The organism is Kordia algicida OT-1 (assembly GCF_000154725.1).
Classification (GTDB): domain Bacteria; phylum Bacteroidota; class Bacteroidia; order Flavobacteriales; family Flavobacteriaceae; genus Kordia; species Kordia algicida.
The window spans coordinates 2,520,691-2,534,833 of sequence record NZ_DS544873.1; the positions used below are offsets into that span (position 1 = coordinate 2,520,691).

Annotated in this window: 6 protein-coding genes; all 6 read right to left on the minus strand. The window is 35.0% G+C overall.

Annotation, left to right across the window (positions count from 1 at the left end):
- Positions 1-3,718: non-ribosomal peptide synthetase (locus KAOT1_RS10750; RefSeq protein WP_007094830.1), on the minus strand; the 3,718-nt coding region annotated here is incomplete at its 3' end.
- Positions 3,708-10,277: a non-ribosomal peptide synthetase gene (locus KAOT1_RS10755; protein WP_007094831.1), complete on the minus strand. Its 6,570-nt coding sequence runs from the start codon at positions 10,275-10,277 to the stop codon at positions 3,708-3,710. The genes KAOT1_RS10755 and KAOT1_RS10750, both read right to left, overlap by 11 nt.
- 120 nt (positions 10,278-10,397) lie before the next feature.
- Entirely contained in the window at positions 10,398-11,039 is a 642-nt protein-coding gene (locus KAOT1_RS10760) for a 4'-phosphopantetheinyl transferase family protein (protein WP_040559489.1), read from the minus strand.
- 83 nt (positions 11,040-11,122) lie between these two features.
- Entirely contained in the window at positions 11,123-11,722 is a 600-nt protein-coding gene (locus KAOT1_RS10765) for a hypothetical protein (RefSeq protein WP_007094833.1), read from the minus strand.
- Between the two features lie 10 nt (positions 11,723-11,732).
- Complete coding sequence (locus KAOT1_RS10770) at positions 11,733-12,443, minus strand: thioesterase II family protein (RefSeq protein ID WP_007094834.1); 711 nt, start codon at positions 12,441-12,443, stop codon at positions 11,733-11,735.
- A gap of 21 nt (positions 12,444-12,464) precedes the next feature.
- Positions 12,465-14,138, minus strand: a complete 1,674-nt coding sequence (locus KAOT1_RS10775) for an ATP-binding cassette domain-containing protein (protein ID WP_007094835.1) — start codon at positions 14,136-14,138, stop codon at positions 12,465-12,467.
- Between the last annotated feature and the right edge of the window lie 5 nt (positions 14,139-14,143).

The following is a 14,143-nucleotide window of genomic DNA, read 5'->3' on the forward strand; positions in this document are numbered from 1 at the left end:
ACGAAGACGTGGAAGCAATGATAACGCTTCCTCCAACATGCAATGGTAAAAATAATTCTACTACTGACATATCAAATGCATACGTGGTAACTGCCAGTAAGGAATCGTCGGCTGTGGCTGAAACTTCACTTTCCATAGCATACATTAAGTTGGTAACAGATCGGTGACGAATTTTAACTCCTTTTGGAGTTCCCGTTGATCCTGAGGTGTAAATCATATACGCCAAGTCTGTGCCATTGACAGAGACTCTTTCTAGTTCGTTGCTACAGTTTGAAACGGCTTCTAGTTTTTCTGAGAGTAACAACGTCTGAATCTCAGAGGAATCTTCAAAAGCAACATCAGAAATAAGTAAGTCTGCATGACTATCTTCCAAAATATAACTTATTCTTGAGTTTGGATAGCTTTTGTCTATTGGAACATATACACAACCAAGTTTCAGTACGCTCAACATTGCCGTGAGCATCCATTCGCTTCTATCCAGCAGTAAACCTATACGAGCACCTTGTGTGATGCCATAATTTTCTCTTAGGTAGTTTGCTAATTGATTTACCGAAGCATCTAGATCACCATAATTTACAGCTCGATCTGCAAAATAAATCGCAGTTGCTTCTGGAGTTGTGGCAACATTTTCCATGTAACTCGCTAAGAAACTTCCCGACAGCGGATAGTCTTTAGCAGTTGCGTTGAATCCGTCTAAAATTTGTGTGCGTTCTGCAGTTGACAGATAATCAAACGCTCCGATCTTTTTCTCTGGAGAAGCAGCTACAAGTTGCATTAATTCTTCCAAGTGAACTCCCATTCGCTCCATGCGAGATTCCGAGAATAAAGAGGTATTGTATTCGATTGTTAAATGTAATTCGTCGCCACGCTTGCTGAAATAGAACGTGATGTCAAATTTGCTTGTTTCTTCATCTACATATTCGCCTGTAACTATTAGATTTGAGAAAGAAGATTGGTGATCTTCGCGATCCATATCTTCTAGTACAATCATCACATCAAATAATGGTGAACGTGTTAAATTTCGTGGAATGTCTAGTTCTTCTATTAGTAAATCGAAAGGATATTGTTGATGTTCGTACGCTTCTAAACAGGTTTGTTTTACTTGTGCCAACAGGTTTTCATAACTCATATCTGAACTGAGTTGATCTCGAAGCGCAAGTGTATTTAGATAAAAACCAACTTGATTTTCTAAATCTGGATGCAAACGCCCTGAAATTGGCGTTCCAATTACAATATCTTTTGTTCCCGTATAACGGTATAACAACATTTTGATTAACGATACGGCACCCATAAATAGTGACGAATCATGCTGCCCAATTAGTGTCTGAAATTTTTCACTTATTTCTTTACCAAAAGAATATTTTGTACGTTTTCCGCTAAATGTTTGTTGTGTTGTTCTTGGGAAACATGTTGGCAAGTCTAATGGCGTTATTTCTCCTGATAGTTTTTCTGTCCAATAGGATTTTTCGACTGAATTTTTAGATATTTCTAGAGCCTGTTGCCAAACAGCATAATCTTTGTATTGAATTCGCAATGGAGCTAAAGCAACTTCATTTCCATTAACTTTTGCATTGTAAATTTGTTGTAGTTCTGCAATGATAATTTGAACAGAAGTTTCATCAGCAATGATATGATGTATGTTGATAAAAAGAAAATGTCTATCATCGGTTAATCGAATCGCATATACTTTTAGCAAAGGACCTTCTTCCAAATTAAAAGGAGTATTGTAAGTCTTGAAAATATGATCTACAACTGTTTCATCGGTATCAGCATTGTTGTCGTATTGAATATATTCTACTGCAAAATCAACTGTTTCTGGTGCTTTTACCTGTTGTTTTACTTCTTCATCTTGCCAAAGAAAAATAGTACGTAAACTTTCGTGTCTCTTTAATATTTGTGAAAAAGCGTATGACAATGCTTCCAAATCTAATGTTCCTTCTAACCAATGTCCAAAAGTGATGTTGTAAGCAATAGTGTCGTCATTTAACTGATCTAAAAACCACAATCTGCGTTGTGAATATGATAGTGGATAGTTTTCTTGTACTGTTGACACAGGAATTGCCTCGTATTGCGATACTTCCATAGTTGCCAATACGTCTGATTGCTCTTGCAATACAGGATACATGAAGATTTCTTTTAAACCTATAGCTACTGAGAATTCCTCTTGAATTCTACTAGCTATTTGAACTCCTTTTAACGAATGCCCGCCTAGTTCAAAGAAATTGTCTGTGATACCAATTACATCTACTTTTAAGACCGTTTTCCAAATCTGAATTAGTTTCTGATCTCTTTTATTTCTAGCTTTTTGATATATTTTTTCTGATGCCTGAATTGGATCTGGTAGTTTGTCGAATGCTATTTTTCCATTTGCCGTCATCGGAAACGTTTCCAAATTCACCAAATACGTTGGAATCATATAATCGGGCAATTCGTTACGCAATGCAGTACGCAAAGCAACTTCCAAACAGTCTCCTGTAAAGTATCCTACCAAATGTTGGATGCCGTGTGATTTGTAACCTAGCACATAACTATCATTAACTCCTTGTACTTGTAGCATGGCATTGGATACTTCCATCGTTTCTACACGATATCCTCGTATTTTTAATTGATGATCTTTTCTGCCTATAAAGTGTATATTTCCTTCATCGTCCCAATAACCAAGATCTCCTGTTTTGTATAATTTACCTTCACCAAATGGATTGTCAATAAAACGCTCCTTTGTAAGTTCCAGTTGGTTGTGATAACCAACTGCGATTCCTTTCCCACCTAAGTATAATTCGCCTATTACATGTGTTGGTTGTAATGCTAAATCGTCAGTACAGATATAAATACTTCGGTTTGCTATTGGCGAACCAATACAGTTGGAAACACTGTTTTTGTTTAATTTATAGAAACTTGTACAAACCGTTCCTTCTGTGGGTCCGTAAGTGTTGTATACGCCAACTTTTGATGAGAAGTTTGAAACATAGTCAACTTGTAATGCATCGCCACCACTGATTAAAATTCTGAGTGATGGAAGGCTTGTCGTTTCTAGCAGTTCATTAATACTTTGTATCACTAGCGGCGTACTACTGAGCAACGTTGCCTTGTGTGTTTGGATCAGTGTGAGCAATTTTTCAACGTCTTTCCCGCCAGAAGGCGTTAAGATTAATGTTCCACCAATACTTAAAATCGGATAGATTTCTTCTACACTGGTGTCAAACGAGAAAGATGATTGTTGTATGACAATGTCTTCTTGTGTGAGCTGAAAATATGTTGTAAATGTTTCTACATAGTCTAACAATGAATCGTGACTAATACTTACTCCTTTTGGATTTCCTGTCGTTCCTGAGGTGTACATGATGTAAGCAACATCATTCGCTTTCGGTATGACGGCTTTAAAGTCTGTAGCGTATCCAGATAAATTATCTTCACTAAGCGTTATTGTTGAAACGCTTGTTGCGGTTTCTATTGCTTCACTTTGGATAAGGACTTCCAATCCGCTGTCTGTGATGAGATAGTTTTTTCGTGCCTCAGGATATTCACTGTCTATCGGCACATAGGTTCCACCTGTTTTTAATACACCCAACATGCTTATAATCATGTCAAATCCTCGGTTTGTCATTAAACCAACTATACTTCCCCTTTTTATATTGTATTCTTTGGTAAGTTGATTCGCCAATTGATTGGAAAGCGTTTCTAAGGCTTCATAGCTGAGTTCTTTGCCCTCATAAAGCAATGCTCTTGCCGTTGGTGTTGCTACTGCTTGTGTTTTGAATAGTGATACACTGAATAGCTGTATAGTTTTGTGTTTGCCTTGGCTGTATGATTGATCGTTTCTTTTCTGATGCTGATAGTAAGCTGTAGTTTCTATCGATTTTGTCGGAGTTCACTACCACTTCTAATATATTGTCTAGTGCTTTTATAAAAGTTTCTAGTTGTGACTTGTTATAAATTGCTGTGTTGTAACGAATCATCAGGGATAACTCATCCCCTTTTTCGCTGAATTCCAAAAGTAAATCGTTGAGACTTGTTGGTGTTTCAATTGTTTCACTTTCAATACTCACATCTTCAATTAAATCATGAAAACCAAGCGCATTTTCAAAGTTTTGGAATAAAACCAAGACATCTAGCAATGGTAGTTTTCCCATGTTGCGTTCCAAACCTAATTCTGAAATTAACCTATCAAAAGCATACGATTGATGATTGTATCCTGACAATAGTTCCCTATGCACTGTTTCAAGCAATGCCGTAAAATTGTCTTCCTTTGAAAAGTTAATTCTGATTGGCAAGAGGTTTAAGTAGTATCCTACTTGATTTTCTAGGTCTTGGTGAATTCTGCCTGCTGTATCAGTTCCTATGATAAGATCTGTTTTACCAGTGAGTTTATGGAACAAACCACTTAATACACTCATGATTCCCGTGAAGGTTGTTACTTTATTTGCCGCACATAATGCTTTTAAATTTTTACTGATTTTAGAATCAAAAGTATGATATAAATACCCACCTGAAAAGGATAATACATCGCCACCATTGTTGGCAAATGGCAATTCTAAACTTGGTAATTCGCCTGAAAAACGTTGCAACCAATAGTTACGAGATGTTTCATACGATTCGCTTTCTTCATAGGTTTTATACCAAGAGATATAGTCTTTGTATTGCAATCGAAGTGGCGAAAGTGGCGACTGCTTTCCTAAACTGTAGGTTTTGTATAACGATTGTAATTCTTTGCTAATTATGTCAATAGACCAACCATCACTGATAATATGGTGAATGACAAATATGAAATAGTACCGAGATGAAGCTATTTTTATAAGCTCCACTCGAAGCAAAGGACCTTCTGATAAGTCAAAACTACTGTTGGCAACATCATAAGCGCGTGCTTTTGCCAATGCCTCCGGAGTTTTTTGACTGCTAAAATCTAACATGCCTACTTCAAATTCGAAAGCACTTGATGGAATGACCTGTTGATATACTTCTTCATTTACAGTATTGAAAACTGTACGCAAACTATCGTGTCGATTGACAATCGTTTTAAATGCATTTGTGAAGGCTATTGGGTTGAAAGCTTTTTCTCCTAATTCAATATCACACAACCAACATAAGTTGAATGATTGCTTTGCAATTCCTAACTGATCTAAAAACCACAATCTGCGTTGTGAATATGATAATGGATAGTTTTCTTGTACTGTTGACACAGGAATTGCCTCGTATTGCGATACTTCCATAGTTGCCAATACGTCTGATTGCTCTTGCAATACAGGATACATGAAGATTTCTTTTAAACCTATAGCTACTGAGAATTCCTCTTGAATTCTACTGGCTATTTGAACTCCTTTTAACGAATGCCCGCCTAGTTCAAAGAAATTGTCTGTGATACCAATTACATCTACTTTTAAGACCGTTTTCCAAATCTGAATTAGTTTCTGATCTCTTTTATTTCTAGCTTTTTGATATACTTTTTCTGATGCCTGAATTGGATCTGGTAGTTTGTCGAATGCTATTTTTCCATTTGCCGTCATCGGAAACGTTTCCAAATTCACCAAATACGTTGGAATCATATAATCAGGCAATTCGTTACGCAATGCAGTACGCAAAGCAACTTCCAAACAGTCTCCCGTAAAGTATCCTACCAAATGTTGGATGCCGTGTGATCTGTAACCTATCACATAACTATCATTAACTCCTTTTACTTGTAGCATGGCATTGGATACTTCCATCGTTTCTACACGATATCCTCGTATTTTTAATTGATGATCTTTTCTGCCTATAAAGTGTATGTTTCCTTCATCATCCCAATAACCAAGATCTCCTGTTTTGTAGAGTTTCCCTTCTCCAAATGGATTGTCAATAAAACACTCCTTGGTAAGTTCTGGTTGGTTGTGATAACCAACTGCGATTCCTTTCCCACCTAAGTATAATTCGCCTATTACATGTGTTGGTTGTAATGCTAAATCGTCAGTACAGATATAAATACTTCGGTTTGCTATTGGCGAACCAATACAGTTGGAAACACTGTTTTTGTTTAATTTATAGAAACTTGTACAAACCGTTCCTTCTGTGGGTCCGTAAGTGTTGTATACACCAACTTTTGATGAGAAGTTTGAAACATAGTCAACTTGTAATGCATCGCCACCACTGATTAAAATTCTGAGTGATGGAAGGCTTGTCGTTTCTAGCAGTTCATTAATACTTTGTATCACTAGCGGCGTACTACTGAGCAACGTTGCCTTGTGTGTTTGGATCAGTGTGAGCAATTTTTCAACGTCTTTCCCGCCAGAAGGCGTTAAGATTAATGTTCCACCAATACTTAAGATCGGATAGATTTCTTCTACACTGGTGTCAAACGAGAAAGATGATTGTTGTATGACAATGTCTTTTTGTGTGAGCTGAAAATATGTCGTAAATGTTTCTATATAGTCTAACAATGAATCGTAACTAATACTTACTCCTTTTGGATTTCCTGTCGTTCCTGAGGTGTACATGATGTAAGCAACATCATTCGCTTTCGGTATGACGGCTTTAAAGTCTGTAGCGTATCCAGATAAATTATCTTCACTAAGCGTTATTGTTGAAACGCTTGTTGCAGTTTCTATTGCTTCACTTTGGATAAGGACTTCCAATCCGCTGTCTGTGATGAGATAGTTTTTTCGTGCCTCAGGATATTCACTGTCTATCGGCACATAGGTTCCACCTGTTTTTAATACACCCAACATGCTTATAATCATGTCAAATCCTCGGTTTGTCATTAAACCAACTATACTTCCCCTTTTTATATTGTATTCTTTGGTAAGTTGATTTGCCAATTGATTGGAAAGCATTTCTAAGGCTTCATAGCTGAGTTCTTTGCCCTCATAAAGCAATGCTGTTGCCGTTGGTGTTGCTACTGCTTGTGTTTTGAATAGTGATACAACTGAATTAGCTGTATAGTTTTGTGTTTTGCCTTGGCTGTATGATTGAATCGTTTCTATTTCTAATGCTGATAGTAGGCTGTAGTTTTCTATCGATTTTGTCGGAGTTTCAACTACCGCTTCTAATATGTTGTCTAGTGCTTTTATAAAAGTTTCTAGTTGTGACTTGTTATAAATTGCTGTGTTGTAACGAATCATCAGGGATAACTCATCCCCTTTTTCGCTGAATTCCAAAAGTAAATCGTTGAGACTTGTTGGTGTTTCAATTGTTTCACTTTCAATACTCACATCTTCAATTAAATCATGAAAACCAAGCGCATTTTCAAAGTTTTGGAATAAAACCAAGACATCTAACAATGGTAGTTTTCCCATGTTGCGTTCCAAACCTAATTCTGAAATTAACCTATCAAAAGCATACGATTGATGATTGTATCCTGACAATAGTTCCCCATGCACTGTTTCAAGCAATGTCGTAAAATTGTCTTCCCTTGAAAAGTTAATTCTGATTGGCAAGAGGTTTAAGTAGTATCCTACTTGATTTTCTAGGTCTTGGTGAATTCTGCCTGCTGTATCAGTTCCTATGATAAGATCTGTTTTACCAGTGAGTTTATGGAACAAACCACTTAATACACTCATGATTCCCGTGAAGGTTGTCACTTTATTTGCCGCACATAATGCTTTTAGATTTTTACTGATGTTAGAATCAAAAGTATGATATAAATACCCTCCTGAAAAGGATAATATATCGCCACCATTGTTGGCAAATGGCAATTCTAAACTTGGTAGTTCGCCTGAAAAACGTTGCAACCAATAGTTACGAGATGCTTCATACGATTCGCTTTCTTCATGGGTTTTATACCAAGAGATATAGTCTTTGTATTGCAATCGAAGTGGCGAAAGTGGCGACTGCTTTCCTAAACTGTAGGTTTTGTATAACGATTGTAATTCTTTGCTAATTATGTCAATAGACCAACCATCACTGATAATATGGTGAATGACAAATATGAAATAGTACCGAGATGAAGCTATTTTTATAAGCTCCACTCGAAGCAAAGGTCCTTCTGATAAGTCAAAACTGCTGTTGGCAACATCATAAGCGCGTGCTTTTGCCAATGCCTCCGGAGTTTTTTGACTGCTAAAATCTAACATGCCTACTTCAAATTCGAAAGCACTTGATGGAATGACTTGTTGATATACTTCTTCATTTACAGTATTGAAAACTGTACGCAAACTATCGTGTCGATTGACAATCGTTTTAAATGCACTTGTGAAGGCTATTGGGTTGAATTCTCCTTCAATTTTTGAAATATTAGTAATATGAGCTGCCGTACTTTGATTGAATTGATGCAGCATCCAAAATCGCTTCTGCCCTTCCGTAAGCGGATATTTTTCTTTTGCTTGAGTTGCTTTTATTTGTGCTACATATTCAAGCTTTTCGTTTTTAAGATATTCACTTAATGCAGCTACACTTGCATTTTTGAACAGTGTTTCTATTGATATTTGATATCCAAGTTGATGAATTCTTGATAATAATGCAGTCGCTTTTAGACTGTTAAATCCATCTGTAAAGAAATTTTGAGAGACTTTTAAGTCATCATTTTTAAGAATGTTTTTTGCAATGGACCAAAGGTTATCTTCTAACGTAGTTCCTTGTTTATTTTCCTTTCTAATTAGTTCCTGTTCTAGTTGTGCAACAGTTTGAATTTGTTCTTGATAATCCCCGTTAAGATATTGTTGTACAAGTTGATAGTGCTGTACTTTTCCGCTAGTTGTTTTAGGAATACTTCTTACTGCAATTACATGTGCAACAGCAATATTGAGTTCGTTAAGCACTTCTCGTTTTATGTCCCAAATTGTAGGGATAAATTGTTCTGTTACGCGTCGTTGCTGTACAAAAATCAGTAGTTCTTCAGAATGATTGACGTCTTTTCGAGCGCTACATGCTACAATAACTCCTGGTTTTAGCTGAAGTTTTTCAGAGACAACTTCTTCTATATCTTGCGGATAAATGTTTTGTCCGTTGATAATGATTAGGTTTTTAGCGCGTCCGGTAATCACTAAAGCGCCATCATATAGAAATCCTAAATCACCTGTTCTGTGCCAACGATCTTCGGTTTTGCAGTCTGCGCTTATTTCGGGATCATTATAATATCCTTCCGTAACATTTGCTCCTTTTATTTGAATGTGCCCAATATGCTTATCGTCGAGAACTTCGTCAAAATCATTGGCTATTCGAAGGTAACTTTGTGCTATTGGTCTACCAACTTCTACGAAAGAAGTACTATTTGATGCTTCTGAGTTTTCAACTTCTACTATTTTATCTCCGATTTTTAGATAATCTCGATTTACAAAGTAACATTTAAAAGGATGTCCAACTATTGGAAGTGTGACTGCCACACAAGCTTCTGCCAATCCATATCCAGGATATAATACTGTTGGAGGCAATTGAAATTGGCTCATTTCTTCTAGAAACTGATTGCATAGTTTCCATGAGATTGGTTCTGCGCCATTATAAATTATTCGTACATTCGATAGATTCCATTCGATAGGACTTTTTGCCGTAGCAATTGCCGATAGAATGTATTGAAAACCAAAATTTGGTGAGTAAAGTAAGCTTGCACGGTGTTCGCTTGCTTTTTCCATCCACAGTAATGGTCGTCTAATAAAAAGTGTCGTTGGTAAGAGAAATTGTTCAATTTTTCTTAGTGTACATGATAAGTGAAAACATATCAGTCCCATGTCATGTGTTAGTGGCAACCAACTAAGTGAACGATCTGATTCAGTAATTTCAGAACGCTCAGCAATGTCCATTATATTAGCAACTAAATTTGCATGTGTAAGTACTACTCCTTTTGGATTTCCTGTTGAACCAGATGAGAATTGTATGTACGCAATGTCTTCTGCAACAATGTTAGCATGAGTGGTTCCAAATGACTTTTCTGCTACGGCAGCTTCCGTTACTAAAGTTGCTTTGGTTATTTCTTCATATCTAGTTTCGGCAGTTTCATCATTTTCATACGAGAACATCTTATCTAGTAAGTCTTCATCACATACTAGAAAAGGATTGTTCAATTTTTTCCAAATATTGTATAGCTTATGCTTGTGTCCCGCTTGTCTTCCTATGGCAACAGGAACAGGGATCATTTTCCCCAAGATACATGCCCAGAAAACTTGTAAAAAGTCTGCATTATCATTGATTTGAATTACAACTTCATCACCCGATTGCACTCCAAAATCTTGTAAATTTTGTAGTGTATAGAGTGCTTTGTTCTTCAATTCTTGATACGAATACGTCAATTCGTTACTTGATGAACGAATGAATGTAACCCCAGTTTTTGCTAATGTAGCATTTTCTAGGACATCTACTAAAGTAGTATTACTGTGCATAAGATATTATGATATTGTTTTCTTTTACATGAGTTGTAAAAGGAAAAAATCTTTTTTTAGAGAATTCGACTTGTTTTTGAGAATGTTTGAATCTTTTATAAGCTTTTATGAAAATTAAGCTTACAAGTAATGTTTTTGTATTAAGACAATAGGAGAATTATATGGTTCTTTAGTAGCTATATGAGCAGTGTATTTTTCAGAAAGAGATATTTCTTTTAGATACCATTTTCCATGATTTACTACGGTTGCTTGACTTCCAGATATTTCAATGTTTTTTAACGGAATGTTTAGTCCGTCACCTATCGCTTTTACCAAGGCTTCTTTTTTTGTCCAGTAGTTGTAAAATGTGTAATAATCTGTTGTGTCTTTGTAGATTACTTCGGTTTCTTTTGGTGTCCAACAATCGTAAAAGTCGGTTTTATCTATTGGATTTATTTTTTCAACATCTATTCCCACATCACCGTTTGTATTGATAGCACACATAACCAGTGTTTGTGTATGAGAAATATTAAAGTCGATTTTTTTAGAAATATATGGTCTACCGTATTGATTATATTTTAATATCGAGAGATCAATTGTAGGTAGCCCGATGTCTTTTAATCCTTGTATGAGAAGTAATTTACCCACTAAAGAAGTGTGAGCATCTTCCCAATTTTTGTAACGTTGGATTTTTTCTTGAATTGCAATTGGCATCTGGTTAAGATACCTTTTATAGTTTGCGTCGGTTAGCGGTTGGTCTAATTTCGCATAATAAACTCGCATGAATTTTTATACTAATGCTAAAATGCATTCGAGATAATTCTCAAATACATTTTAGCTTGATTTATTTACTATTTACAGGTGTTTTATTTATTTGACGTAACATCAGCAAGAGTAAAAGCTGGTCCTTGTCCACCTTTAGTATTGATAATAAATGGAAGATCTCTGTTATTTAAAATCCAGTAAGCTAATTCTCCATCTTTTTCAACTACATAAATAGCATCGACAACTTTTTTACCAATTTTGATTTCTTCTCCTTTTGGCATGCTTTTTAATTCAAAAACTTTGTCATCATATTTTGCAGTTTTCTTACTTTTAATTTCGTCTAAGAATTTTCTAGATACTGAAAATATTGTTTGATCTTTTGGAAGGACTCTTTTTTCTGAAGGATTTAAAGGTTGCCAGTTTAGGTATTTACCGTTTTCAAGTCCTGTTCCAGAGATAATCCATTGCCCTGAGATTTTCTTTTTTCCATTTACCATAGAGTACTCTAATACTACCTGATCTTCACTCATTTCTTTTATTTCTAACGGAAATAATACTTTACTTCCTTTTGGTCCCATTGCTGAGTATGTTAAAACTAGACTTGGTGCAATCTCTAGTTTTGTTTTCTTTTGAGCAGTCACTGAGGTCATAATAAATAATGCTACCACAGCAGTTAATAAGTTTTTAATTTTTAAGTTCATAGTTATCAATTTAATAATTATTTAATAAGGTTTTTGTTTTAATATAATAGTTAAGTAATGCTGTTACTTCTTTTTTGTGATCAAAAATGAAAAAATGATTTCCTTCGAATTCTTTGATGTCTATTTTATGTATGGTTTCATCTTGCCATTCTTTTGCTTCATTCCAAGTGACTTTGTCTTTGTTTCCTATAAAGACTGTCATGGGTGTCTTTAAAGGAGCTTGTTTTTGATATTTATAGGTTTCAATTGCTTTGAAATCTGCTCGTAATGAAGGCTCAAAAAGCGCCATTAGGTCATCGTTTTGCAAAATTTCTTCTGGGCAACCACCCATTTTTCTGATTTTTTCTACAAATTCATCTTTTGGTAAGTCATTATAAAATGGTGGCTTACGCTCAATTTTCGGAGCTCTACAACCAGAAACAAACAAATGAATCGGATTTGGAAAATCACTTTTCGCAATTTTATGTGTCAATAAATATGTCAAAACAGCTCCCATGCTATGTCCAAAAATAGCGTATGGTTTATATTCATTTTTCTTTAGTTGTTCATATAAATCATCAACTATGTTATGAATATCTGTTTGTAAAGGTTCATTAAATCTTTTTCCTCTTCCTGGAAGTTCTAGAGTTATTAAGTTTATACTTTTGTCTAAGTATTCTTCCAAAGGTACGTAGGAATACTTGTTTCCTCCTGCAAAATGCAGACAAAATAAATTCACCATGTTTAGTTATTCTTTTCCTACTTAATTTATAGTCCTTTTTACTTTATTAGTCACAAACTGTGCCAAGTTTTCTTTATCACTTACAATTTTTCCAAAATTAAATTTGATGACTCTGGTCGCTCTGTCAAAATACTCATCATCATGTGTAATAGCGATGATTGTCTTTCCTTGTTCTTGAAGGTGTGGCAGTATTTGTTCGTAGAAATATTTTCTAAATCCAGGATCTTGCTCTGCTGCCCATTCATCTAGTACGATAATATCTTTGTCTTCTAGCAAAGCATAGATAAGTGCTAATCTTTTTTGTTGTCCTTTTGATAAGTTTTTATCAAATGTATTTCGCTCTTCGTCAAGATGAAGTACTTCTTCCATTTTCATCATGTCGATATGCGATTTTAATGTTTCGTTATCTTTTTTTAATTCAAATTCATCGTAGTTTTCACTAAAGATATAATTGGTTGTAAAGACTGCTGAAATTTTATCACTGTAATACATTAATTGGCTAGAGTCTATTTTTTGGTTGTTGAAATATATTCCTCCTTCATATGGTTCATATAATCCCGTAAGTAGATTTCCAAATGTACTTTTACCACTTCCGTTACCACCGGTAATAAAAATGATTTCTCCTTTTTTGATAACGAGATTTACTGGTTGTAAGTAAAACTTTTGATTTTTTTCCTCATCGTTGTAAAAATATGTTACATCTTCAAACCTTATTTCTTCAAATGATTCCATGTTATCAAGTTTACTAGGAGCGATTCGATCTTGAATTGGATCTAGCATTTGTTCTATAAGATTTAAACGCTGTGCAGAAATTTTCACCATTGTATAGGTTGGAATTAAAGTAATTAATACTGCTACAGGTCCAATGAGGTATAGGATCGTAATTAGAAAAGCTGTTGTTTTTTCAGCATTCATGTTAAAATAGCTAGGCAATACAAACATTACTATTCCGAGTATAATGTACCAACTGTAGTATCCTGTTAGCTCATTGTCCATATATTTTATAGAAGTATCTATGGCAATGTTTTTTCCTTTAACTCTATTTTTCACTAAGAATTTACTAAAGATATTATTGTTACGTAAAACACCCATTTTCAATTCCTTGAAACCGTGTAACATGTCTGCCAAATACTGGTAATATGTGTTTTGTAAATCTCGACGCTCGTTTAATTCTTTTTCAATCGCATTGTTTCTCACTAAGTAAAAGATGAGCAATATTACCATTGTTACTACTACCAAACCTGCTCCGATTGGAGAAATGTAAAAGAGATATCCAAAACAACAAAGAATTACTATGAATGAGTTAAAAGCATTCATAAATACTTCTGGCACACTTCCCAATACTTTGGTATCATTGATTGCTGTGTATATTTTTTCATTCCCAATTTCCTCAAAGTCTTGATAGGAAGCCATACGCAACTTTTTTAGAATCATGACTTCAAAGTCAAATAATAAATTGTTGGTTAACTTTATCATATATGTTTGGAAGAAACGTGAACATACCAAAGATGCTAGAATTATTGCTATAAAGAGCGCCCAATCGTATTCTGGAAAGAATGGAATAGGTTCTTTAATGATAGTATTGTTTATGAAAACTAATAATCCTGCATTAAGAATACTATTAAAGATTCCTAATATGAGCATAAAGCCCAAAGCTTTTTTAGATTTACTTAGTAATGTTTTGACAAAATTCATTTGAA